At 34.6% G+C, this 25,837-nt stretch carries 27 protein-coding genes; 26 read left to right on the top strand and 1 reads right to left on the bottom strand.

Features of this window, described 5'->3' with window-relative positions; translation table 11 throughout:
* Positions 1-44: 44 nt before the first annotated feature.
* Both rpoE and CN692_RS09775 read left to right on the top strand, forming a co-directional pair.
* Positions 45-593: a DNA-directed RNA polymerase subunit delta gene (rpoE, locus tag CN692_RS09780; protein WP_098118962.1), complete on the top strand. Its 549-nt coding sequence runs from the start codon at positions 45-47 to the stop codon at positions 591-593.
* 310 nt (positions 594-903) lie between these two features.
* Positions 904-2,505 (top strand): CTP synthase, encoded by a 1,602-nt coding sequence (locus CN692_RS09775; protein WP_098118961.1) that lies wholly within the window; start codon positions 904-906, stop codon positions 2,503-2,505.
* 144 nt (positions 2,506-2,649) lie between these two features.
* Here CN692_RS09775 and CN692_RS09770 read toward each other — a convergent pair whose 3' ends face one another.
* The gene (locus tag CN692_RS09770) at positions 2,650-3,171 is read right to left on the bottom strand and encodes a DUF2529 family protein (protein WP_179874404.1); all 522 of its coding nucleotides are present in this window, start codon (positions 3,169-3,171) and stop codon (positions 2,650-2,652) included.
* Between the two features lie 201 nt (positions 3,172-3,372).
* Between CN692_RS09770 and CN692_RS09765 the strand changes: the two genes are divergently transcribed.
* The 24 genes from CN692_RS09765 to CN692_RS09645 all read left to right on the top strand — a co-directional run bounded on the left by CN692_RS09765 (position 3,373) and on the right by CN692_RS09645 (position 25,749).
* Complete coding sequence (locus tag CN692_RS09765; protein WP_088070284.1) at positions 3,373-3,750, top strand: response regulator; 378 nt, start codon at positions 3,373-3,375, stop codon at positions 3,748-3,750.
* Positions 3,751-4,043: 293 nt separating this feature from the next.
* Positions 4,044-4,898, top strand: coding sequence for a class II fructose-bisphosphate aldolase (locus CN692_RS09760; RefSeq protein ID WP_098118959.1), 855 nt, complete (start codon positions 4,044-4,046; stop codon positions 4,896-4,898).
* Positions 4,899-5,359: 461 nt separating this feature from the next.
* Complete coding sequence (locus tag CN692_RS09755) at positions 5,360-6,658, top strand: UDP-N-acetylglucosamine 1-carboxyvinyltransferase (protein ID WP_098118958.1); 1,299 nt, start codon at positions 5,360-5,362, stop codon at positions 6,656-6,658.
* Between the two features lie 72 nt (positions 6,659-6,730).
* Positions 6,731-7,696, top strand: coding sequence for a class II fructose-bisphosphatase (glpX, locus tag CN692_RS09750; RefSeq protein WP_098118957.1), 966 nt, complete (start codon positions 6,731-6,733; stop codon positions 7,694-7,696).
* 364 nt (positions 7,697-8,060) lie between these two features.
* Positions 8,061-9,335 (top strand): transcription termination factor Rho, encoded by a 1,275-nt coding sequence (gene rho, locus CN692_RS09745; RefSeq protein ID WP_098118956.1) that lies wholly within the window; start codon positions 8,061-8,063, stop codon positions 9,333-9,335.
* A 160-nt stretch (positions 9,336-9,495) separates the two neighbouring features.
* Positions 9,496-9,741, top strand: coding sequence for a type B 50S ribosomal protein L31 (locus tag CN692_RS09740; RefSeq protein ID WP_025671035.1), 246 nt, complete (start codon positions 9,496-9,498; stop codon positions 9,739-9,741).
* A gap of 213 nt (positions 9,742-9,954) precedes the next feature.
* Positions 9,955-10,569, top strand: a complete 615-nt coding sequence (locus CN692_RS09735) for a thymidine kinase (RefSeq protein WP_098118955.1) — start codon at positions 9,955-9,957, stop codon at positions 10,567-10,569.
* Positions 10,570-10,735: 166 nt separating this feature from the next.
* Positions 10,736-11,803: a peptide chain release factor 1 gene (gene prfA, locus CN692_RS09730; protein WP_142317313.1), complete on the top strand. Its 1,068-nt coding sequence runs from the start codon at positions 10,736-10,738 to the stop codon at positions 11,801-11,803.
* Entirely contained in the window at positions 11,803-12,663 is an 861-nt protein-coding gene (gene prmC, locus CN692_RS09725) for a peptide chain release factor N(5)-glutamine methyltransferase (protein ID WP_098118953.1), read from the top strand. The genes prfA and prmC overlap by 1 nt, the downstream gene beginning before the upstream one ends.
* 121 nt (positions 12,664-12,784) lie before the next feature.
* Positions 12,785-13,690 (top strand): ATP-grasp domain-containing protein, encoded by a 906-nt coding sequence (locus CN692_RS09720; protein ID WP_098118952.1) that lies wholly within the window; start codon positions 12,785-12,787, stop codon positions 13,688-13,690.
* Positions 13,687-14,541 carry an ATP-grasp domain-containing protein gene (locus CN692_RS09715; protein WP_098118951.1) on the top strand — a complete coding sequence of 285 codons (855 nt, stop codon included), beginning with the start codon at positions 13,687-13,689 and terminating at the stop codon, positions 14,539-14,541. Before CN692_RS09720 ends, CN692_RS09715 begins: the two co-directional genes overlap by 4 nt.
* A gap of 244 nt (positions 14,542-14,785) precedes the next feature.
* Entirely contained in the window at positions 14,786-15,586 is an 801-nt protein-coding gene (spoIIR, locus tag CN692_RS09710; RefSeq protein WP_098118950.1) for a stage II sporulation protein R, read from the top strand.
* Positions 15,587-15,643: 57 nt separating this feature from the next.
* On the top strand, positions 15,644-16,102 hold the full coding sequence (locus tag CN692_RS09705; RefSeq protein WP_098118949.1) for a GNAT family N-acetyltransferase: 459 nt from the start codon (positions 15,644-15,646) through the stop codon (positions 16,100-16,102).
* A 106-nt stretch (positions 16,103-16,208) separates the two neighbouring features.
* On the top strand, positions 16,209-17,252 hold the full coding sequence (locus tag CN692_RS09700) for an L-threonylcarbamoyladenylate synthase (protein WP_098118948.1): 1,044 nt from the start codon (positions 16,209-16,211) through the stop codon (positions 17,250-17,252).
* Positions 17,253-17,854: 602 nt separating this feature from the next.
* Positions 17,855-18,412: a manganese efflux pump MntP gene (locus tag CN692_RS09690; RefSeq protein WP_098118946.1), complete on the top strand. Its 558-nt coding sequence runs from the start codon at positions 17,855-17,857 to the stop codon at positions 18,410-18,412.
* Positions 18,413-18,523: 111 nt separating this feature from the next.
* The gene (locus tag CN692_RS09685) at positions 18,524-18,958 is read left to right on the top strand and encodes a low molecular weight protein arginine phosphatase (RefSeq protein WP_098118945.1); all 435 of its coding nucleotides are present in this window, start codon (positions 18,524-18,526) and stop codon (positions 18,956-18,958) included.
* 128 nt (positions 18,959-19,086) lie between these two features.
* Positions 19,087-19,536, top strand: a complete 450-nt coding sequence (rpiB, locus tag CN692_RS09680; protein ID WP_098118944.1) for a ribose 5-phosphate isomerase B — start codon at positions 19,087-19,089, stop codon at positions 19,534-19,536.
* 88 nt (positions 19,537-19,624) lie between these two features.
* Positions 19,625-20,209, top strand: coding sequence for a TIGR01440 family protein (locus CN692_RS09675; RefSeq protein WP_373605027.1), 585 nt, complete (start codon positions 19,625-19,627; stop codon positions 20,207-20,209).
* 166 nt (positions 20,210-20,375) lie between these two features.
* Positions 20,376-21,617 (top strand): serine hydroxymethyltransferase, encoded by a 1,242-nt coding sequence (glyA, locus tag CN692_RS09670; protein ID WP_142317514.1) that lies wholly within the window; start codon positions 20,376-20,378, stop codon positions 21,615-21,617.
* Positions 21,618-21,809: 192 nt separating this feature from the next.
* Entirely contained in the window at positions 21,810-22,325 is a 516-nt protein-coding gene (locus CN692_RS09665) for a DoxX family protein (protein WP_098118941.1), read from the top strand.
* Positions 22,326-22,562: 237 nt separating this feature from the next.
* A complete protein-coding gene (gene upp, locus CN692_RS09660; RefSeq protein ID WP_025568588.1) occupies positions 22,563-23,192 on the top strand; it encodes a uracil phosphoribosyltransferase in 630 nt (209 codons plus the stop codon).
* A 114-nt stretch (positions 23,193-23,306) separates the two neighbouring features.
* Positions 23,307-24,248: a sugar-binding transcriptional regulator gene (locus tag CN692_RS09655; protein WP_098118940.1), complete on the top strand. Its 942-nt coding sequence runs from the start codon at positions 23,307-23,309 to the stop codon at positions 24,246-24,248.
* A gap of 291 nt (positions 24,249-24,539) precedes the next feature.
* Positions 24,540-25,205, top strand: coding sequence for a deoxyribose-phosphate aldolase (gene deoC / locus CN692_RS09650; RefSeq protein ID WP_098118939.1), 666 nt, complete (start codon positions 24,540-24,542; stop codon positions 25,203-25,205).
* A 139-nt stretch (positions 25,206-25,344) separates the two neighbouring features.
* Positions 25,345-25,749: a cytidine deaminase gene (locus CN692_RS09645; protein WP_098118938.1), complete on the top strand. Its 405-nt coding sequence runs from the start codon at positions 25,345-25,347 to the stop codon at positions 25,747-25,749.
* Positions 25,750-25,837 lie beyond the last annotated feature (88 nt).

Here is a 25,837-nt window from a genome sequence, read left to right as displayed (position 1 = left end):
ACTAAAATTATGGTGAAAATATTATTTTTAAAGGAGTGCTTACCTTGAGTTTAAAGCATTACTCGGAAGAGCAATTAAAAGAATTATCGCTTATTGAATTAGCATATGAAACTTTTTCTGAAACAAAGGAACCTATTTCTTTTTATGACTTAGTTGACCAAATGGCAACTGTTTTAGGTGTAACTAGAGATGCGCTTATGGAAAAACTTCCTCAATTTTATACAGAATTAAATATTGATGGACGTTTCGTTTGTTTAGGTGAAAATCGCTGGGGATTACGTGCTTGGTATCCATATGACCAAGCAGAAGAAGAAGTATTACCTGTTGCAAAACCTAAGAAGAAACGTAAGCAAGTAGAAGAAGATGAAGAATTTGATGATTACGACACATCTGATGAAGACGAGTTTGAAGAAGAAGACGCTGAGTTAGATGAACTTGATGAAGATCTAGTTGAAGATGACGAAACGGATGAATTCGATGATGAAGAAATCGACGAAGACGATGAGGATATAGACCTAGAGGATGAAGATTTAGAACTAGAAGAAGAAGAAGATGAAGAATTAGATGAATTTGAAGAGGAAGAAGAACGATAAGTTCTTGACTTTTTAGGACTGAATGAGTAGAATCTTTATTGGGCTCTTTAAAAAGAACGATATATAATTCGACGCTCCCTATTTTATATAGGGGGCGTCTTTGTTTTTTTAGAAAACTTTATAGTAAAGATACGAACATTGCTATATTCTTATTGAATCAAAAAGTTAAAAATTTGCATGAAAAAAACCCATTTTGGAAGACAATAAAGCATGCATACAAAAAGTTATTAAATTATTTTTAGAATTTAGCTTTGTAATTTCTAGTAAGAAAAAATAAAATACGAATGCTAAAAATGGAAGGGGCTCAATTATGACAAAGTATATTTTTGTAACAGGTGGCGTAGTTTCATCTCTTGGTAAAGGGATTGTTGCAGCATCTTTAGGACGATTACTAAAAAACAGAGGATTAAATGTAACAATTCAAAAGTTCGATCCTTATATTAACTTAGACCCAGGAACTATGAGTCCTTACCAACATGGTGAAGTCTTCGTAACAGATGACGGCGCAGAAACAGACTTAGACTTAGGTCACTATGAAAGATTTGTTGATATTAATGTTACTAAATTCAACAATATAACTAGTGGTAAAGTTTATTCTACAGTTTTACAAAAAGAACGTCGTGGAGATTACTTAGGTGGAACTGTACAAGTTATCCCACATATTACAAACGAAATTAAAGATAAAGTTTTCCGTGCTGGTCGCGAAACAAATGCGGATGTTGTTATTACTGAAATCGGTGGAACTGTTGGTGATATCGAATCATTACCATTTATGGAAGCTATTCGTCAAATTAAAGGCGATGTAGGTCGCGACAATGTAATGTATGTTCACTGTACGCTTCTTCCTTATATTAAAGCAGCTGGTGAGTTAAAAACAAAACCAACTCAACATAGTGTAAAAGAGCTTCGTAGTATTGGTATTCAACCAAACGTGATCGTTTTACGTTCAGAAACATCTGTACCACAAGAAATGAAAGATAAAATTGCACAATTCTGTGATGTAGATGCTAAAGACGTAATCGAATGTGTAGACGCTGATACACTTTACGAAATCCCATTAGCTTTACAAGCACAAGGATTAGACAGTATCGCATGTAACCATTTAAAACTACAAACAAATGAAGCAGATATGACAGAATGGACTTCATTAGTAGACAAAGTTAAAAACCTAACGAAATCAACAAAAATTGCTCTTGTTGGTAAATATGTAGAATTACAAGATGCGTATATTTCAGTAGCAGAAGCATTAAAGCACGCAGGATTTGCTTTTGATAGTGAAATTGAAATCAAATGGATTAACGCAGAAGAAGTTACAACAGCTAACGTAAATGAACTTTTAAGCGATGTTGATGGAATTCTTGTACCAGGTGGATTCGGAGACCGTGGTGTAGAAGGAAAAATTTTAACTGCGCAATTCGCTCGTGAAAATAACGTACCATTCTTAGGAATTTGTTTAGGTATGCAAATTGCATCAATCGAATTTGCTAGAAATGTTTTAGGACTGAAAGGTGCTCACTCAGCAGAAATCGATCCAACAACTAACTACCCAATTATCGATTTATTACCAGAGCAAAAAGATGTTGAGGATTTAGGTGGTACATTACGTTTAGGTTTATATCCATGTAAATTAGTTGAAGGCTCAAAAGCATATGAAGCATATGGTGATGAAGTAGTTTACGAACGTCATCGTCATCGTTATGAGTTCAACAATGAATACCGTCAACAAATGGAACAAGAAGGATTTATTTTCTCAGGAACTAGCCCTGATGGTCGTTTAGTAGAAATTATTGAGTTACCAAACCACCCGTGGTTTGTAGCATCTCAATTCCACCCAGAATTTATTTCTCGTCCAAACAGACCACAACCATTATTCAGAGACTTTGTTGGAGCATCACTTCAAGCTCAGAAATAAGGTAAGGGATGAAAATATAGGTCAAAAGTTCGAGTGGAAGCACAAAGACTTTTAAAAATAAAAAACACCCAACAGAATTTATAAAAAAATTTTGTTGGGTGTTTTTTTTGAGTATGAAAGAAAGTCTATTTTCTTATATACTGCTTAATAGTCTTCTAATATCTCGCTGATCGTTAGCAACAGACAGTGGTAAATAAATAAACCTGTAAGTAAGGTAGGGAAGCAGATTCGGTCTCCTTCGTCAGTTGGAACTAGCTTCCTTGTAAGTTCATAGTTAATAAATACATCAGCTAGTTCTGATAAATGATCTTCACCGTTTATAGAGGTAGAGACAATCACTAATCCAATATTTGATTCCGCTAATTTATTTGCAAGGAGAATGGCTTCTTGGTCATCAGTTTTTCTTGTGAATAACAGTACTCGATCTACTGGAGTTAGAGATTGAATTTCGCCGTTTTCAAATAAAGGTTTAAATGCTTCATTTTGCTCAGCACCATCAGTAACCTCTGAAACGATGCCGTAGAATTCTTTTGTGCCGTGGACATAAACATTTCCTTCACCAATAACGGCCTGTGCTAGAAAGCGTGAAGCATCTTCAAAAACTTCCTCTTGTTTAACTACTTTTTGAAAAACTCCATTCAATTGTGTCGAAAAAATTTTTAACATTAAATAATACTCCCTCTTATAAAAGTATGTTCTAACCATTATACTGTAATTTAGGTATATACAAAAAAATTATGAAAAGTAATTTTTTGTAAAGTTTATGAACAAAATGCAGGAAAATGGATTTTTAGGTAGAATGTAAAAATCTAGGGAAGTTTGTATTTTTTTAAGCACGTTATCTGGTTTAGAAAGGTGGTACTATTTTTGGGAAGTAAGTTACTTATTGTAGACGACCAGTACGGAATACGTTTACTTTTACATGAAATTTTCAAAAAAGAAGGCTATGAGGTTTTTCAGGCAGCTAATGGTTTTCAAGCGATTGATATTGTAGTGAAGGATTGTCCCGACTTAGTTATTCTTGATATGAAAATACCAGGTATGGACGGAGTAGAGATTTTAAAACGTATTAAAGAAATAAATAAAGATATTAAAGTCATTTTGATGACGGCTTATGGTGAGCTAGATATTATTGAAGAAGCTAAAAAATTAGGGGCACTACAATATTTTCCAAAACCATTTGATATTGATGAAATTAAGAAGGTTGTTCGAGAGTATACTTCACAACCACAATCTCAGCAGTAAAAAAGCAGATGGGTAGCGGACCATCTGCTTTTATTTTACATTCGCACCTTGAAAGCGTTTTCGGAAATTGGGGATAAAATAGGTAGAAATGTCATTTAATTGTCCAATATGTTACGATAATACGAACATTAGATGATATTTGTTGTGTTTTCATTTCATTTTTTGTATTCTTATGTTGTGATATAAATACCTATTAATTTACATAATAAAGATCGATTTGTAGCATTATATTCTTGTTAGTACAATTATAGGTGCAGATTAATTTTCATAAATGAGTATAAGGAGGGCTTAAAATGCCTTTAGTATCTATGACTGAAATGCTTAATAAAGCAAAAGAAGGTAAGTATGCAGTTGGTCAATACAATATTAATAACTTAGAGTGGACTTTTGCTATTCTTACTGCAGCTGAAAGAGAACAATCACCTGTAATCCTTGGTGTCTCTGAAGGTGCAGCTAAATACATGGGTGGATTTAACACTGTTGTAAAAATGGTTGAAGGTTTACTAATTGATTTAAAAGTGACTGTTCCTGTTGCAATTCATCTTGATCATGGTTCAAGCTATGAAGCTTGTAAAGCTGCAATTGATGCTGGATTTACTTCAGTTATGATTGACGCTTCTCATGATCCGTTTGAGCAAAATGTTGAAACAACTAAAAAAGTTGTAGACTATGCTCATTCTCATGGTGTGTCTGTTGAAGCTGAATTAGGAACTGTTGGTGGACAAGAAGATCACGTTGTTGGTGACATTATCTATGCTGACCCAGCAGAGTGTAAAGAACTTGTAGAGCGTACAGGCATTGACTGCTTAGCTCCAGCTTTAGGTTCTGTTCATGGACCATACAAAGGTGAACCTAAATTAGGTTTCGACGAAATGGAACAAGTTGGTAAAGAGACTAATGTACCATTAGTTTTACACGGTGGAACAGGAATCCCAACTGAACAAATTCAAAAAGCAATCGCTCGTGGAACTGCAAAAATCAACGTAAACACTGAGAACCAAATTGCTTTCAACAAAGCTGTTCGTGATTTCGTTGCAAATGATGCAAACCAATATGATCCACGTAAAGTACTTGGACCAGGTCGCGAAGCAATTATTGCAACAGTGGCTGGTAAAATCCGTGAGTTCGGTACTAGCAACAAAGCGTAATATTTTAAGTTTTTTAGCTTGAAATATGATATATTATAATAAATTAAGCCGTCTAAATTATGTTTAGACGGTTTTCTTGTTTAACCATGCTGTTAAACAAGAAATTTATATGTTTTTTCATTTACACTTGAAGATATTGGACAATAATGATTAGAATTAGTAGAGGACTAATTGATTTTTTTAAAAAATATCTTTACTAAATATCTATTTCTACTTATTCTACCAATTAAATTTTATTTAAAGGGATTGCTTAATATTTATGGAATTTGAAGATATTGTACTAAAAAACGTGCGAGATTTTCCTAAGCAAATGTCTTTACAATAGACTGTTCCTCTCGTATAAACTAAGATTAGGGAAGTAGAAATTTGGAGAAAATAGGTAGAAACTATTTAACAGTTGAGAAGCTGAAAGTTTTACTTCTCTACTATTTTCTTCTGCTCATTTTAGAAGGGAGTATACTATGGAAAAGCTTGTATTAGAAGGCGGTATACCTTTAAAAGGTACTATTCGTGTTAGCGGTGCCAAAAATAGTGCGGTTGCATTAATCCCAGCAACTATACTAGCTAGCTCACCGGTAACACTAGAAGGTGTTCCTAATATTTCAGATGTTCAAACGCTTTGTGACCTACTAGAAGAAATTGGAGGTCAAGTAGAAGTTTCTGATGAAAAAATAATGATTGATCCAACAAATATGGTTGCAATGCCACTTCCAAGTGGAAAAGTAAAAAAATTGCGCGCTTCTTATTATTTAATGGGTGCAATGTTAGGTAGATTTAAGCAAGCGGTTATAGGATTACCGGGTGGATGTTATCTTGGACCAAGACCTATTGATCAACATATAAAAGGTTTTGAAGCATTAGGTGCAAAAGTAACGAATGAGCAAGGTGCAATTTATTTAAGAGCAGAAGAATTAAAAGGTGCACGTATATACCTAGATGTAGTAAGTGTTGGGGCAACGATTAATATCATGTTAGCGGCAGTTTTAGCAAATGGTAGAACCGTTATTGAAAACGCTGCAAAAGAGCCTGAGATTGTTGATGTTGCGACTTTATTAACTAGTATGGGTGCTAAAATTAAAGGTGCTGGTACTGATGTCATTCGAATTGATGGTGTAGAATCTTTATCGGGCTGCACACATACAATTATTCCGGATCGCATTGAAGCAGGGACTTATACAATATTAGCAGCTGCAACTGTGCAAGAAGGGGACAAGGTTATTGTAGATAACGTTATTCCTCATCACTTAGAATCACTTATTGCGAAAATGAGAGAAATGAATATAGATATTGATACGAATGACGATCAAATAATCGTTACAGGATCGAATAGAGAACTGAAATCAGTTGATATTAAAACATTGGTTTATCCAGGTTTTCCGACGGATTTACAGCAGCCGTTTTCTGTATTGCTAACGAAAGCAAATGGGACAGCCGTTATAACTGACACTATTTATGGTGCGAGGTTTAAACATATTGATGAACTTAGAAGAATGAGTGCAACCATTAAAGTAGAGGGAAGTACGGCTATTATTTCTGGTCCATCTGAGTTACAAGGTGGTCGCGTAAAAGCAAGTGATTTACGTGCTGGCGCTGCACTTGTTATAGCAGGTCTAATTGCAGAAGGCAAAACAGAGCTAACTGGATTGGAGCATGTTGATCGAGGATACGAGGATTTAGTTGAAAAGCTTTTAGGCTTAGGAGCAAATGTTTGGCGTGTTCAGTTAACTAAACAAGAAGTTGAACAATTAAAAAATGCGTAAATTTGGATGTCTATATACTCCAGTTTAACATAAATAAGATAGTTTTCATTTACATCAAAGGGGGAGTTTTGAATGGAAAGAAGTTTATCAATGGAGTTAGTGCGTGTTACTGAGGCGGCAGCACTTGCATCAGCAAAATGGATGGGTTTAGGCAAAAAAGATGAAGCAGATGATGCTGCTACAACAGCAATGCGTGATGTGTTTGACACGATTCCTATGAAGGGGACAGTTGTAATTGGCGAAGGGGAAATGGATGAGGCTCCAATGCTTTATATCGGTGAGAAACTTGGAAATGGTTATGGTCCAAGAGTAGATGTAGCAGTTGATCCACTTGAGGGAACAAATATCGTAGCATCTGGTGGCTGGAATGCTTTAGCCGTTATTGCTATAGCTGACCATGGAAATTTATTACATGCGCCTGATATGTATATGGAGAAAATCGCAGTAGGACCTGAAGCTGTAGGTAAAGTTGATATAAATGCATCTGTTCTTGAAAACTTAACGGCTGTAGCAGAAGCAAAAGGGAAAAATATAAACGAAGTCGTTGCAACAGTGTTAAATAGAGAGCGTCACGCGAAATTAATTGAAGAAATTCGTTCTGCAGGTGCTCGAATTAAATTAATCAATGATGGTGATGTAGCTGGTGCAATTAACACAGCTTTTGATCACACAGGTGTTGATATTTTATTCGGTAGCGGTGGAGCACCAGAAGGAGTAATCGCTGCAGTAGCTTTAAAATGCTTAGGTGGCGAACTTCAAGGAAAGTTATTACCTCAAAACGAAGAAGAGATCGAACGTTGCAAACATATGGGCATCGAAGATCCAAACCGTGTATTATACATGGACGATTTAGTTAAAGGTGATGACGCAATTTTTGCTGCTACTGGAGTAACTGATGGAGAATTATTAAAAGGTGTTCAATACAAAGGCAATGTAGGAACTACACATTCATTAGTTATGCGTGCTAAATCAGGAACTGTTCGTTTTGTTGATGGACGTCACAGTTTAAACAAAAAACCTAACCTAGTAATTAAATAATAGAGCAAAAAAGTAGAAGATTCTTATGGTTAATGTTGCATTAACCGATCATCAGTAATCTTCGTCAACAGTCTAAAAAATTTAAATAATAGTGTATTAAAATAATGGCTCTTTCCTTTATTTCCCAAAGGGAAGAGTCATTAAATAGTTCAGTCGAAAAATAGTTGGCATAAAAAACTCTTTCGAATTATAATCTCAATAGATAGTAATCCTATTAATTCTAATTACTTAGAATATTTTTAGGGGAAAAGGTTACACTAAAGAGTAATACTTTATGTAAGTTTCCTTCTTAAAACCTTCTAAATAACCTTCCGAATTAAGAAAAACCCTAATTTGAACGAAAAAAAGTAAAGAGTGGTGTTATATGAGTTTAACAATCTCTGCATTAGAAAGCATGAAATTAAAAGATTTGTATGAACATGCAAAAGTAATGAAAATTTCGTACTACAGCAAATTAACGAAAAAAGAACTTATTTTTGCAATCTTAAAAGCGCAAGCTGAAAAAGATGGATTAATGTTCATGGAAGGTGTATTAGAAATTATCCCTTCAGAAGGATATGGATTCTTACGTCCAATCAATTATTCACCAAGCTCAGAGGATATTTACATTTCTGCATCTCAAATTCGTCGTTTTGATATGCGAAACGGAGATAAAGTTTCCGGTAAAGTACGTCCTCCAAAAGAGAATGAAAGATACTTTGGTCTACTTCAAGTAGAAGCAGTAAATGGAGATGACCCTGAGAATGCGAAAGAACGCGTTCACTTCCCAGGACTTACTGCATTGTATCCTAATCGACAAATGAAGCTTGAAACATCACCTGCTAAGTTTTCAACAAGAATCATCGATATGATTGCCCCAGTAGGATTTGGTCAACGTGGTTTAATTGTAGCCCCTCCAAAAGCAGGTAAAACTGAATTATTAAAAGAAGTTGCAAACAGCATAACAACAAATCACCCAGAAGCAGAACTAATTGTATTACTAATCGATGAGCGACCAGAAGAGGTAACGGATATCGAACGTTCTGTAAAAGGAGATGTTGTTAGTTCAACTTTCGATGAGACGCCAGATAGTCATATTAAAGTTGCTGAATTAGTATTAGAGCGCGCTATGAGACTAGTAGAGCATAAGAAAGATGTCATTATTTTAATGGATAGTATAACTAGACTTGCTCGTGCATACAATTTAGTTATTCCGCCGAGCGGTCGTACATTATCAGGTGGTATTGACCCTGCTGCGTTCCATAGACCAAAACGATTCTTTGGTGCTGCGCGAAACATTGAAGAAGGCGGAAGCTTAACGATTTTAGCTACAGCTTTAATCGATACAGGTTCTCGTATGGACGATGTTATTTATGAAGAATTCAAAGGAACTGGAAATATGGAGCTTCATCTTGATCGTTCGTTAGCTGAACGTCGTATTTTCCCTGCGATTGACATTCGTCGTTCTGGAACACGTAAGGAAGATTTATTAATACCAAAAGATCATCTGGACAAGCTATGGTTAATGAGAAAAACAATGTCAGATATTCCAGACTTTGTTGAACGTTATTTCAGAATGCTTCGTCAAACGAAAACAAATGAAGAATTCTTCAATACGATGACCGAAGAAAGTAGAAAGACACCTGTCTCTCATAAATAGTTGGAAGATATAAGCAACCTGTAAGAGAAAATAGTGGGTTGCAATCTCCCGGGTTAGTTGCTATAATTTCATTTGTATGTGAAATGTAAATTATGTGGTATACACATAGTTTCTTATAACTCTGATTTCAAGGATTTCAGGGCGGAAGGAGATGAAAAACATGAAAGCGAATATTCATCCTAATTACAAGAAAGTAGTGTTTATGGATATTAACACTGGTTTCAAATTCTTAAGCGGATCAACAAAATATTCTAACGAAACAATCGAGTGGGAAGATGGCGAAACTTACCCTTTAATCAAAGTTGAGGTTTCTTCTGATTCACACCCATTCTACACTGGTCGTCAGAAATTTGCTAACGCTGCAGGACGTGTTGAACGTTTCAACAAAAAATACGGCCTTAAGTAATATTGATGAAAAGCAGGCGAGTTATTGCTACTTTGCCTGCTTTTTTTACGCATTTATAGTCAAATATCATAGAAGTATAATTCAATATAATGAATTTTTATATAGATAGAAAAGATACTTACACAAACAATAATGCTGAATTTTCTAGCGTTTTATAATAGCTTAAAATAAATAAAATAGTCTTTGTACTGATATAGAAAGGTGAGACACATAATGTTCTTTATGATGAAAAAAAATGGTTGGATTGAAATGATTTGCGGAAGTATGTTTTCTGGAAAATCAGAGGAACTAATTCGCCGCGTTCGTCGTACACAATTTGCAAGGCAGAGTTGTGTTACATTCAAACCATCAATTGATAATCGATACAGTGAAGTAGAAGTGGTGTCTCACACGGGTATGAAAGTACCTGCTTACGCAGTAACACACTCATCACACATCCTAAAATACGTAACCGAAGAAGTTGAAGTAGTTGCAATCGACGAGATTCAATTCTTTGATGACGAAATCGTAAATATTGTTCAACAACTTGCGAACTCAGGAAAAAGAGTCATTTGTGCGGGATTAGACCAAGATTTCAGAGGATTACCATTCGGAAGGGTACCTGAAATATTATCGATTGCCGAACATGTAACAAAACTAAACGCGGTTTGTGCTACGTGCGGTTCTCCAGCAAGTAGAACTCAAAGATTAATAAATGGTAAACCAGCTTTATTTGAAGACCCTATCATTTTAGTAGGTGCGTCTGAATCATACGAACCAAGATGTCGCCATTGCCACGAGGTACCAACTAAAACAATTCAACCCGCTCTTCAAAATCAAAATGATTAATTGACAGTAGGTTGAAAATTAGCAATTAAGACCATATACTAAGAGTTGTGGATAGACGGCGCAATAACGCATTTATCAGGCAATTAGAATTAAAGAAGCGATTTTGTATCGCTTCTTTCGATATATATTTAGTAAAATTTAAGACGAAAATGTCGAGGTGAAAATTATGTTTGATCGATTGCAAGCAGTAGAGGATCGCTATGATAGATTAAACGATTTACTTAGTGACCCTGAAATATTAAATGACTCAAAAAAATTACGTGAATACTCAAAAGAACAATCTGATATTCAAGAAACGGTTGATGCTTACCGTCAATACAAATCAGTTAAAGAGCAAATCCAAGATGCAAAAGCTATGCTTGAAGAGAAGCTTGATGCTGATATGAAAGAAATGGTAAAAGAAGAGTTAAACGAATTAGAAAACGAATCAAAAGAGCTAGAAGAGCAATTAAAAATCCTTTTAATTCCAAAGGATCCTAATGATGATAAAAACGTTATCGTTGAGATTCGTGGTGCAGCAGGAGGAGACGAGGCTGCATTATTCGCTTCTACTTTATACCGTATGTACAGCCGTTACGCTGAGGTAAATGGATGGAAAACAGAAATCATTGAAGGTAACTATACAGAGCTAGGTGGCTTTAAAGAGGTTATCTTTATGATAAACGGTAAAGGTGCATACTCAAAATTAAAATTTGAAAATGGTGCTCACCGTGTTCAACGTGTTCCCGAAACAGAATCAGGTGGTAGAATTCATACTTCAACTGCAACAGTAGCTGTTTTACCAGAAGCTGAAGAAGTTGAAATTGAAATACATGACAAAGATATTCGTGTTGATACATTTGCTTCAAGTGGACCTGGTGGACAATCGGTAAATACAACGATGTCTGCTGTTCGTTTAACACATATTCCTACGAATACAGTTGTATCATGTCAGGACGAAAAATCACAGATTAAGAATAAAGAAAAAGCGATGAAGGTTCTTCGCGCTAGGGTTTATGATAAATTCCAAAGAGAAGTTCAAGCTGAATATGATCAAAACCGTAAGCAGGCTGTAGGGACGGGTGACCGCTCTGAACGTATCCGTACTTATAACTTCCCACAAAACCGTGTAACTGACCATCGAATTGGATTAACAATTCAAAAGCTTGATCAAATCGTTGAAGGTAAAATCGACGAAATTATTAATGCATTAATTATGGATGACCAAGCGAAACGAATGGAACAAAGTCAATAATGACGACAAAGATATATGAAGCCCTAAAATGGGCTTCTTCTTTTTTACAAGAACACGGTCGCGATGAAAATGTGGGTGAAATTGCATTAAAACATATATTAGACTGCAATCGAACGGAATTGCTGTTGAATATGAGAGAAGATTTAGAAGACAGTCAGTGGACACAATTTCAGGATTTTATTAATAAGCATATTGAAGGCCAGCCAATACAATATTTGATTGGATATGAGTATTTTTATGGTCGTAAATTCTTCGTTAATGAGGAGGTCCTAATACCTCGACCGGAAACAGAAGAATTAGTAGAAGGGGTTCTACAACGTATTCAAAAACATTGGAACAATACAGATCGACTTGAACTAGTTGATGTAGGTACAGGTAGTGGAGCAATTGCGATTTCCCTTGAGCTTGAAAGTAATCAACTTACAGTTCATACAGTCGATATAGCAGAAGAATCAATCCAAGTTGCTAAACGAAATGCACAAGAGCTACATGCGAAAGTTCATTTTATTCATAATGATTTACTTAATTACTTTATTGAAGAAAATAAGAAGGTTGATATTGTTGTATCAAATCCACCTTATATTCCTCATGAGGATTGGTTAGGATTAGATGATGTTGTTAAAAATCATGAGCCATACCGTGCTTTAGTGGGTGGTGAAGACGGTCTGAATTTTTACCGCCGTTTTGCAAATGACTTACCTAAAGTATTAAAAGAAAAGTCTCTTGTTGCATTTGAGGTTGGTGTAAACCAAGGTGAGCCAGTTGCTGACATCTTAAGAAAAGCTTTTCCGGGTGCAGCTGTTGAAGTTGTTTTCGATATAAATGGAAAAGACCGAATGGTATATATGTTAAATAGCTAATAGTGAATCGTAGTACATTGAACTGTAAAAAATCAATGTATTGCGATTCTTTTTTAATATGATAAAGTTGAAAAAGATAAGGAATTTTAATCAAAAAAACTTAATGAAAGAAGATAGTAGAATGAAAAAGTTTAATGGTTGGATTGTGTTTAATGGTCATATTACAGCTACAAAATTTACCGAACTTTTCGAATGGTTACGAGATACTGCAACTGCTAAAGGCATTGATGTCACGTTAGTTAAACATTATGAACTCGTTCCCGTAATCGAAAAAGGTCAAGCAATTTTAAAAGGGAAATACGCGAGCCAAAAGCCTGATTTTGTTATCTTTTGGGACAAGGATGTTCATTTAGCTAGGCATTTAGAAAATATGGGACTTAAATTATATAATTCCGCTAAGACCATCGAAGTCTGCGATGATAAAGCTTTAACTTTTCAGGAATTATCAAACTTCGATATCCCGATGCCAAAAACGATTACTGCACCACTCTTATTTCCGAATTGTGATTTAACAAATTTTGATTTTTATGAAGAAGTAATCAAGGAACTAGGTTTCCCATTAATAATAAAAGAATCATTTGGTTCATTTGGTAGACAAGTTTATTTAGTTGAGAACAGAGAAGATTTTTTCATAAAGGTAGAAGAGCTTAAACATGTACCTCATATTTACCAGGAATTCATAGAGTCAAGTAGAGGGACTGACATTCGTATTCAAGTAGTAGGAAATCAAGTAGTAACGTCTGTGCTAAGAAAATCAGAATCAGATTTCCGTGCGAACGTTACTAACGGTGGAAAAATGTACAAATTTGAGCCGACAGAGGAGCAGATTAACCTAGCACTAAAATGCTCTGAAATTTTAAAAGCTGATTTTGCTGGAATTGACTTATTATTTGGCGAAGACGGAAAAACATATTTATGTGAAGTGAACTCAAATGCGCATTTTAAAAATATTTATTTATGTACAGATGTGGATACGACCAAATATATAATCGATTATATTATTGAAGACTTGGAGAAAAGTATATGATTGGCTGGTTAATCTATTCAGAAGCGGATGCAGATCGAAATAAATCGTATATCGACTGGTTAATAAGTGGAGCAATGGAAAATGGATTTGAACTAAAGTTACTTTATACGGAAGATCTTGTAATTGGTATTCGAAATGGTGTGAATGTACTTTTCTACCAAGGTAAAGAAATAAGTAAGCCGGCTTTTATTATAATGAGAGCAATATCACAAATACTATCCTCCCACTTTGAAGAAATGGGAATTAGAGTTTTTAATAACCATGCCATTTCATCAATGGCCAATCACAAGTTTTTAACTCATCAGAAGCTTGCTAACTTAGGAATTCCTATGCTAGACACTCTTTATTGTAAAAAAAGTACAATTGCAAAAGCAATCGACACAATTCAGTTCCCTTGTGTACTTAAAAATTGCACAGGAAGAGGCGGCAGTGAAGTATTTCTTATCAATGACCAAGAAGAACTTTTGGAGACAGTACAGAACTCAAATTTCGATGAATTATTAATTCAAAGTGTTGCAGAGCAATTAGGCAAGGATTTAAGAGTTTTTATTATCGGCAAAGAGATTATAGCAGCTGTTTTAAGATATTCAGAAAAGGACTTTCGAGCTAATTATTCATTAGGTGGAGGTGCGATACTATATGAACTTTCCCAAACTGAAAAAGAACTCATTCAAAAAATAGTAGACCACTTTGATTTCGACTTCGTTGGAATTGACTTCATGTTCGATGTAGATAATCAACTAATCTTAAATGAAATTGAAGATGTAGTAGGCAGTAGAACATTATATACAGTATCTGATATTGATATTGTTACGCTCTATATGGATTATATAAAGAAAGCACTTGTTTAAAATACAATGACCGTAGCCATTCAAAGTCTTCTATTTTACGAAATGAGAGAGTTCTAGAAAAGACTTTCTTTAACGATCGAGTATAGTTCGACTCCTAAGAGAGATGCGCGAATGCTTAGTCCCATGGGAAGTGGCCATGCTGTAATGGAAATCGTCGGTATACTTATCAACAGAAAAAATAGAATACTAGTGTTTAAGAAACTTATAATTTGTCTACACTGTTCCTAGAGGGATGGTGGAGAGAATGAAAACTAAAAATAAAACAAAACTAACATATAGAATTATTTCTTTATTTATCATATTATTGATCAGCTCATCGGTATTAATGCCACTTCGAGATACAAATGCGAAAGGCAATGAAATGGTCGTAATTCCGAAGAAAGCTGTAAGATTAAGAATACTAGCAAATAGTGATTCTAGTGAAGACCAAGCTCTTAAGCGTAAAGTAAGAGACGAAGTTAATGCTCAAATTAGCACTTGGGTAAAAGATTTAACAAGCTTCGAAGAGGGACAAAAGGTTATTAAAAGCCATATTCCAGACTTACAAAAAACAGTTGCACGCGTTATTAAAGAAGAAGGCTCTAATCAATCATTTACAATTACTTTCTCTAAAAAAGTTAAATTCCCTACAAAATTATATGGAAGTTTCTTATATCCTGCTGGAGATTACGAAGCTGTACTAATTAGACTTGGTGCAGGTCAAGGAGCGAACTGGTGGTGCGTATTGTTCCCGCCTTTATGCTTTCTAGATTTTTCAAATGGTGATGCAACATTAAACAAAGATGCACTTCAAGCTCAACAAAAAGTTGATAAAGAAACGAAAATAGAAGATGAGCCTAAAAACGAACCTACAAAGAATGATGATATAACTCGTTTAAGTAATGATGATAGTTCATTTAAACATAGTAATGATTTACAAATTGAAGATGATGCTGAATCTAATAGCAGTGAAGCTGTTGCAGCATCTACGCTGCCTACTGATGAGCCAAAAAGCGATATAAAAGTTGAAAGCTTCTTCGTTCAAATGTTTAAAAACTTATTTTAGTTCTAGCAATCTCCCTATGTGCATAAAGTATTACAAGCATATTAGGGAGGTTTTTTTATGAAAATAAGATCAGCTATTCAAGAAGATTTCGAAACAATTTTTTCATTTCTAGGACAAGCAGGATTATCTACAAACGGGCTAGAGGAACAACAAGAATCTTTTTTCATAATGGAAGATGACTTCGGGAAAGCAGAAGCAGTTATTGGGTATGAACAAGATGGAGAAGAAGCATTATTAAGATCACTAGTAGTTGCGCCTACCATTTATTCACAGCATATGGTACTCTTTTTACAAAGTGTTCTTGATAAACTAAAAGAGGAAATGATTAATAAAGTATATTTATTAACAAGGCAGCATGTTGTTCAAGACTTATTCCTTTTACTTGGTTTCGGGCAGGTGGACAGGGATGATGTGTCGGACAGTATTAAAGAAATGAATCATTATCAAACTACTATTACAAATGAAGAAGTGTTAGTTTACCAAAAAGAACTATACACAAAGTTATCCACAAATTAGCAAGTTTTGTCCACAATTTGTGGATAAAACTTGCTTTTCATTCTTTGGATCATGTCTAAATTTGTAAAATATACACTATTATTCACTCTAAAGAGAGGTGCTACGGATGGAAACTAAAATATGGTATGTGGATAATCCTGTGAATAAAGTAGAAGTTTACCCACAGATTGTGGATGCAGCTAAAAATTTACAGTTAGGTCAAGTTGTCGCATTTCCGACAGAAACAGTTTATGGACTAGGAGCGAATGCTCTATCAGATGAGGCAGTCCAACGAATTTTCGAGGCTAAAGGTAGACCAAGTGATAATCCACTTATTGTACACATTGCTAACGAAGAGCAATTAGACAGTCTAGTAGAAGAAATTCCAGCAGATGCAAAAAAATTAATGGATGCCTTTTGGCCAGGCCCATTAACTTTAATATTAAAAAGCAAAAAAAATGTCTCAAAATATGTAACGGCAGGTTTATCCACAGTTGGTGTAAGAATGCCAGATCACCCAGTCGCTTTAGCATTAATTGAATCATGTAATTTACCAATAGCTGCACCAAGTGCAAATACATCAGGAAAACCTAGTCCTACTTCTGCAAAACATGTATTTGAAGATTTAAACGGACGAATCGTAGGGATCGTCGATGGTGGTAGCACAGGAGTAGGGGTAGAATCAACTGTGATCGACTGCTCTCAAGAGATATTTACGATATTAAGACCAGGCAGCGTTACGCCAGAAATGATTAAAGAAATCATATCAACAGTAGAAGTAGATCCATCAACTATGAAAGAAAACGAAGCGCCAAAATCTCCTGGAATGAAATATAAGCACTATGCCCCAGACGCTCAAATGCATCTTGTAAATGGAAGCATTGAGTTTATGCACAAGCTTATACACATTTCCAAAAAAGAAGGAAAAAGAGTCGGGATCTTAACAACGGAAGAAAACATAACACAATATGAAGCCGACGTTGTACTCGCGTGCGGAAAGCGTAATGAGCTATCAACCGTAGCAGCATCACTATACGATTGCATTCGTAAATTTAACGATGAACATGTAGATATTATTTACTGTGAAACCTTCCCGTACGAAGGAATCGGAATTGCAATCATGAATCGATTGTGGAAAGCTTGTGGACACTCGGTAGTGCAGGAAAAATAATAGAAGCTCCTTGGGGCTTCTATTATTTTTTTTTGCTGTTAGAGGAAGTGTAAATAAAAAAGCTAAAACTGCAAATAAGTTAGAGGAAGTGCAAATAAAAAAGCTAAAACTGCAAATAAGTTAGAGGAAGTGCAAATAAAAAAGCTGAAAATGCAAATAAATCAGAGGAAGTGCAAATAAAAAAGCTAAAACTGCAATAAAAATCAATAAAACTACAAATAAGAGAAAGAATCATGAAGATATCGAGTGAAAGAATAAAAGAATAGAAGAAAAACCAATAAAATTGATTGAAAAACAACCGAATGCCAAAATATAGTCTAGTAAAACCATAAATAACGCAAAAAAACCATCAGTGTTAAGTTCAGAGAAGGATTTCAACACTATATCAAAGGAGTTCGCTACGATATCAACGAAATTTACTATTATATCAACAAAAATCATCACTATATCAACAAAGTTCACAACTATATCAACAAAGTCCACACTTTGTTCGCCTTTTACGAAATTGAACCCCACACACCTATTATTAAAATTTATTAATTTCCCTCATATGAATTGTAGGACGTGCATATCTTTTAATAGCAAGTCCTAGGGGGGAAAGCATGAGTAGCTCATTAATCGATGAAATGATTACATTAACAATTATGGGATCTGCGCTAGGTTTAGATGCATTCTCAGTTGGATTAGGGATGGGTGTCATACAACTTAAATTTAAACAGATCATAAATATTGGTATTGTAATCGGGCTGTTTCATGTAATAATGCCCTTATTAGGAATGATCATAGGTTATGAGCTATCAGATAAATTTGGGCGGTACGCTGTATTACTCGGTGGAGTGTTATTACTAGGAATAGGCTTCCATATGATTTATTCTACATTGTTTGGAAAAGAGGAAAATAAGTACTCACCTAGTGGATTCGGTTTATTAATTTTTGCGTTTAGTGTGAGTGTAGACAGCTTTTCGGTCGGAATTAGTTTAGGTACATTTGGTGCAAAAACTTGGCTAACGATTATTTTATTTGGTATTATTAGTACAATTTTAACTTGGGCTGGTTTATTTTTAGGACGAAGAGTAGAGCAAGAACTTGGTAAATTTGGGGAACTATTAGGTGGTTCATTCTTGCTAATTTTCGGTATTAAGCTACTATTTTTTTCTTAATAGATACATAAGTTATAAAACGTTAAGGATGGAGACAATTGCCCCATCCTTTTATTTTTTAGTAAAATGAATTAAATAAAATGTTCCGATCAATGAAGGTGAGGTATAGAAATGAAAAATATATTATTTGTTTGTACTGGAAACACATGTAGAAGCCCAATGGCAGAAGCGCTGCTAAGGCACCATGGTAATGAGTTTTTTCAAGTCAAATCTGCAGGTGTCTATGCAATGCCAGGTATTCCTGCGTCTCAAAATGCAATATTGGCGTTAAAGAATAAAGGGATTGATGCGAATCATTCGTCCCAGCAGGTAAATGATGAACTATTAGAATGGTCTTCGAATGTCCTATCAATGACATCGAGCCATAAACAAATGCTAATTACTAACTTCCCTCAGTATAAGGATAAAATATTTACATTTTATGAATTTATAAATGGTCAGAGTATAGATATTTCTGATCCATACGGAGGATCATTACCAATTTATGAACATACATTGAACGAATTAGAAGAATTAGTAAAACAAATCGTTCAAAATGCAAACTAATCATAATTTATTTGATGAAAGGTTGTTAATTAGATTCCCTCAATATGAACATAATAGTGTAAGATAGAAAATGGAAGACAAGTCATACATAAAAAATTACACAATGATGTCAATATGGGGGTTATCTAATGAAAGTAGCAATAGCATCTGATCACGGTGGAGTAAACATACGTCAAGAAATTATGAATTTAATGGATGAAATGGGCATTCAATACGAAGATTATGGTTGCGAATGTGGTACATCTGTAGACTACCCAGATTACGCATTTCCAGTAGCTCAAAAAGTAGTAAGTGGAGAAGTGGATCGAGGAATTTTAATTTGTGGAACAGGCATTGGAATGTCAATTGCTGCGAATAAAGTAGAGGGAATTCGTTGCGCATTGGCACACGATACGTTTAGTGCAAAAGCAACTCGTCAGCATAACAATACAAATATTCTTGCAATGGGAGAACGAGTAATTGGACCTGGCCTAGCAAGAGACATTGCGAAAATTTGGTTATTGACTGAATTTGAAGGCGGACGTCATGAAAACCGAGTAAATAAAATTACAGAATACGAAAAAACTCATAAATTATAAAATAACAAAAAAAGCCGTTAATCCAAAACCGATTGTGAAGATTATCGGTTTTTTTATAATAATAAGAACTTATCAGATTTTGATATAAATGAAAGGAGGAAAAGAAATGAATGAAGAGCAAAACTTAGTAGCTAGGCAAATAAAGTCACTGTTAAATGAACTAAATGATGAAGTAAATTTTACAATTGAACACGTATTAGTAATTGGTTGTAGTACTAGTGAAGTAAGTGGACAAAGAATTGGCACATCGGGGACAATTGAAGTAGCAGAGGTTTTATTTAATGAAATTAAAGCCTTTCAAGATGAAACAGGCGTACAATTAGCATTTCAATGTTGTGAACATTTAAATAGAGCGCTAGTTGTTCAAAAAATGACAGCAAAAAGCTTACATCTAGATGAGGTAACAGTTGTACCAGTCCGTACTGCAGGAGGTGCCCTTGCTTCGTACGCATTTAGACATTTAGAGGGTGCTGTTATTGTTGAGCATATTAAAGCTGATGCAGGGATTGATATTGGGGACACATTGATCGGAATGCATTTAAAGCATGTGGCTGTTCCTTTAAGAACGAGTATTAAACAAGTTGGACAAGCTCATATTACAGCAGCAAAAACGCGTCCAAAGTTAATCGGTGGAGCACGTGCAGTTTATTCAATAGATGAAGACTTGAAATAATATTTTTTAATAGAATAGAATAGCTAAATGTTAGTAAATTGAAAGATATGTCTTTTATTTTTAATACAAAACATGGTAAAATAGAAAGGAATTCGTTCGTTTTATCGAATAATATAGTAAATTTATACTAATAATGTTCGTGTTTTACAATAAGGGGGATATAGCCGTGGAAAATTTAAAAAAGCAAGATCCATCATTGTATGAAGCAATGCAGTTAGAACTAGGTAGACAACGTACTAAAATCGAATTAATTGCTTCTGAAAACTTTGTAAGCGAAGCAGTAATGGAAGCCCAAGGTTCAGTATTAACAAATAAATATGCTGAAGGTTACCCAAGTAAACGATACTATGGTGGTTGTGAATATGTAGACATCGTAGAAAACATTGCAAGAGACCGTGCAAAAGAAATTTTCGGAGCGGAACATGTTAACGTTCAACCTCATTCAGGTGCTCAAGCGAATATGGCAGTTTATTTCACTATTTTAAAACATGGTGATACAGTATTAGGAATGAATTTATCACATGGTGGTCATTTAACTCACGGAAGTCCAGTAAACTTCAGTGGGGTTCAATATAACTTTGTTGAGTATGGTGTAGATCCAGAATCTCAAGTAATCAATTATGAGGATGTATTAGAAAAAGCTAAATTACACAAGCCAAAATTAATTGTAGCTGGTGCTAGTGCTTATCCAAGAGCAATTGACTTTAAAAAATTCAGAGAGATTGCAGATGAAGTTGGAGCATACTTAATGGTTGATATGGCTCATATTGCTGGTTTAGTAGCAACAGGTCATCACCAAAATCCAGTTCCATTCGCTGATTTCGTGACAACAACGACTCATAAAACTTTACGCGGCCCACGTGGTGGTATGATTTTATGTAAAGAAGAATACGCAAAAGCGATTGATAAATCAATCTTCCCTGGAATTCAAGGTGGACCATTAATGCACGTAATTGCAGCAAAAGCAGTTGCATTTGGTGAAGCTTTACAAGATGATTTTAAAAATTATGCTCAAGCAATCATTGATAACGCTGCGCGTTTAGCAGAAGGATTAAAATCTAACGGGTTAAATTTAGTATCTGGTGGTACGGACAATCATTTAATTCTAATTGACGTTCGTTCATTAGAGTTAACTGGTAAAGTTGCTGAACATGTGTTAGATGAAGTTGGAATTACATGTAACAAAAATACAATTCCGTTCGATCCAGCAAGCCCATTTGTAACAAGTGGTATTCGTATCGGTACAGCGGCTGTAACTTCAAGAGGCTTTACTTTAGAAGATATGGACGAAATCGCATCAATTATTGCTGATACTTTAAAAGATCACGAAAATGAAGAAGTATTAGAAACATCTCGTAAACGAGTTAATGCTTTATCTAGCAAATACGAATTATATCCTACATTTTAATTAATAAAATAGCTATCTTTAGAACTGCTTATGAGCAGTACACTAAAGATAGCTTTATTTTTGAAAAGTTATGTGAAGGAGTTCACAAAAAGTTCATTAAAATATGTGAAATTGTTCACAATAATTGGTTGGAATAGAGTACAATAACTCATGTAAACAACAAAAAATAAATTATACGGAGGCAAAAAAATTATGTTTATTAATTTTTTAAGAACTAATAAAATTGCATCTGGTTTTTTAGCTATTATTCGTCTTTATTTAGGATATGAGTGGATTCATGCAGGCTGGGGTAAATTATCAGCTGGTGGATTTGATGCTTCAGGATTTTTAGGATTTGCAGTAAAAAGCGCGACAGGGGAGCATCCAGCAGTACAAGGCTGGTGGGCAGACTTCCTTACAAATTTTGCATTACCAAACATTGATCTATTTAACTTTTTAGTGCCAATTGGAGAATTTGCAATAGGACTTGGACTAATTCTTGGGTGCTTTACAAAATCAGCAATGTTCTTTGGCTTAATGATGAATTTTGCGTTCATGTTTAGTGGTACTACTAGCACAAACCCTCTAATGATTTTATTAGGAATCTTTATTATCATCGCTGGTTCAAATGCAGGACGTTTAGGATTAGATCACTATATTAGCAAATTTATTAATCGAAAAATTTTCTCTTCAAAAGTTTCAGCAAATAATTTAAGCAAAGCATCTTAATCTTATAAAAAATAAAAACTTCCCTTCCGCTAGATTTTTCATAAAGAAGGGGAGTTTTTTCATGAAAATGGGTAAAAATAGCAACTAGATTAGTAAAAAAAGGAAAATTTTGAGTCGCAATAAAAAAAGATATAAATTAATTCACTTTGATTATAGATGTGGCTTGAATTATTTAACCGCTTTCGGTATTCTTTTTAAGAATAAGAAATTACTAAGTATTTGCAAGGAGCGATATAAGTGAGTAAAGTATACGTTTTTGATCATCCGTTAATTCAACATAAAGTTTCTTTAATTCGTAAGAAAGATACTGGAACAAAGGAATTTCGCGCACTAGTTGATGAAGTTGCAGGCTTAATGGCATTTGAAATTACACGCGATTTACCATTACAAGAAGTGGAAATTGAAACACCAGTTGCAATTGCAAAATCGAAAGTTATTGCTGGTAAAAAATTAGGGATTGTACCAATTTTACGTGCTGGTTTAGGAATGGTTGATGGTTTCCTTCAATTAGTTCCTGCAGCGAAAGTTGGACACGTTGGATTATACCGTGACCCTGAGACTTTAAAACCGGTTGAATATTATGTTAAACTTCCTACAGATGTTGAAGAACGTGACTTCATTGTGATTGATCCAATGCTAGCAACAGGTGGCTCAGCAGTTGAAGCAATTAATTCTTTAAAAACACGTGGTGCGAAAAATATTAAGTTTATGTGCTTAATTGCTGCTCCAGAAGGTGTTGAAGTCCTTCAAAAAGCACACCCTGATGTGGATATTTATATAGCTGCTCTTGATGAAAAATTAAACGATCATGGTTATATTGTACCGGGCCTTGGCGATGCTGGAGATCGTTTATTTGGTACGAAGTAATTGCATTTAAAAAGCTTTCCTAATCATAGGAGAGCTTTTTTTAATTAAAAGGGGTATAATAATTTAAAATTTGAGCGTGAAAATTGGATCGGTAAGTTAAAGGGGATTAAAACAATGTCTTTGGAAAAACAAAGGTTAATAATAGATGCAGCAAGATTGTATTATGACTCTGATTTTAGTCAACAAGAGATCGCAACTAAGTTAGGAATCTCTCGTCCAACCGTATCAAGATTACTCCAACAAGCAAAAGAATTGGGATATGTACGAATTGAAATTATAGACCCTCTTGAAGGTAATCAGGATTTAGCAAGAGAATTAAAAAGAAAATATAATTTAGAGTCTGTTGAAGTTTGTTATGCACCAATTGATGATCATAACGAGGTATTGCAATCAATTACGAAAAAAGCTGCAGATGTATTAGTAGATATAGTACATGATGGTGATATTGTAGGAGTAACTTGGGGGACTACTATGTACCATATTGCAACGAAACTAAATAACAAACCGGTAAAAGGTGTGGAGATTATTCAACTAAACGGTGGAGTAAGTTACTCTAAAACGAACACATATGCAACTGAAACAGTGAATTTATTTGCTGAAGCATTTAATACGGTTCCAAGATATTTACCATTGCCAGTTATATTTGATAATCCACAAGTAAAGCAAATGGTCGAAGGGGATCGTCATATTGGCCGTTTAATCGAACTAGGTAAACGATCTAATGTCGCTATTTTTACAGTCGGAACAGTAAAAAAAGATGCTCTATTATTTAGAGTTGGATACTTAAATGAAAAAGAAGAAAATGATTTGCAATCATTTGCTGTGGGGGACATTTGCTCTCGCTTTTTTGATAAAGAAGGAAATATTTATTCTAAACTGCTTGATAGCCGTACAATCGGCATAGCGTTAGATGAACTAAGAAGTAAAGAAAAATCGATATTAGTTGCGGGTGGAGAAAGAAAAATCAACGCAATTCACGGTGCATTGATGGGGAAATATGCAAACATATTGATAACCGATCAATTTACTGCAAAGCGATTATTAGAGCAAGGATAAAGTGAGAAAGAATTAGTAGAAAACAAAAGGAAGCCGAAAAAAGGCTTCTTTTTTTTGCACATTAAGAAAGTAAAAATTGGAAATGGGGAAGGGAAAATGAACTAGTTTCCAATTATTAGGTAAAAATGGCTTGGCAAATCGGCGAATATCTTAATATTACAGGAAAAATTATCCTTGAACATAAGTTCAAAATACATTTTACAAAATTTCACGTCGATGTTATAGTAAAGACATATTCTTAGTAAATAAATTTTAACAAATAAAAATTAATCATTAAGGGAGCGAATTTATATGAATTACGCAAGTTTAGTAGATCACACATTATTACGCGCAGATGCAAAAAGAGAAGAGATTGCAACATTAGCTAAAGAAGCGAAAGAATTTAGCTTTGCGTCTATCTGTATTAATCCTACTTGGGTTTCATATGCAAGTGAATTATTAAAAGATTCTTCTGTAAAGGTTTGTACAGTAATTGGTTTCCCTCTAGGAGCAAATACTCCAGAAGTTAAAGCATTCGAAACTAAAAACGCAATTGAAAATGGTGCTGGAGAAGTTGATATGGTTATCAATATTTCTGCATTAAAAGAAAAAAATGATGAATTAGTTGAAAGAGATGTTCGTGCAGTTGTAGAAGCAGCTAATGGTAAAGCTTTAGTAAAAGTAATTATTGAAACTTGTCTTTTAACTGACGAAGAAAAAGTTAGAGCATGTGAATTATCAGTAAAAGCTGGTGCTGACTTTGTAAAAACTTCTACAGGATTTTCAACTGGTGGAGCAACAGTAGAAGATGTTGCATTAATGCGTAAAACTGTTGGAGCAAACGTAGGTGTTAAAGCTTCTGGTGGTGTTCGTAACTTAAAAGATGTAGAAAACGTAGTGGCTGCTGGTGCTAACCGAATCGGTACAAGTTCAGGTGTTAAAATCGTTCAAGGTGAAGAAGCAAACACAGCTTATTAATTTCTAAATAATTTTAATATAAAAAAAAGTGAGTGAGTTATTGCTCTTTAGCTCTTCCGTTGGTAATATGGTAAAGCGAAGACAAAACTCACACACTTTAATAAATGAATTACCTAACAATTGTTAAAGGGTGATAAATATGAATACACAAACATTAATTAGTGAAGCTTTAAAGGCTCGTGAAAACGCATACGCTCCTTACTCAAAATTTAAAGTAGGTGCAGCGATTTTATTGAATAACCAAACTGTTTACACAGGTTGTAACGTTGAAAATGCCTCTTATGGACTAACAAATTGTGCAGAAAGAACGGCCATTTTTAGTGCAGTAGCTGCTGGAAACACTTCAGCAAAAATTGAAGCAATCGCGATCGTAGGAGACACTGAAGGTCCAATTTCACCATGTGGTGCATGTAGACAAGTAATCGCAGAATTTAGCGATGAAAACACAAAAGTATTCTTAACTAACTTAAAAGGCGATGTTGCTGAAACAACGGTTAAGGAATTACTTCCAGGATCATTTAGTTCAAAAGATTTAGAAGGCTAATCCTTGTCTGACATCTAACTTCTAGATGATGTCTGACATCCAACAAATATAAAAGTTGTGTTCGTTTTGAAAGCGCTTATATTAAAAA

The sequence above is a fragment of the Bacillus sp. AFS002410 genome (genome assembly GCF_002556365.1).
In the GTDB taxonomy this organism is placed as follows: domain Bacteria; phylum Bacillota; class Bacilli; order Bacillales; family Bacillaceae_G; genus Gottfriedia.
This window is presented reverse-complemented; position numbering and strand designations above follow the sequence as displayed.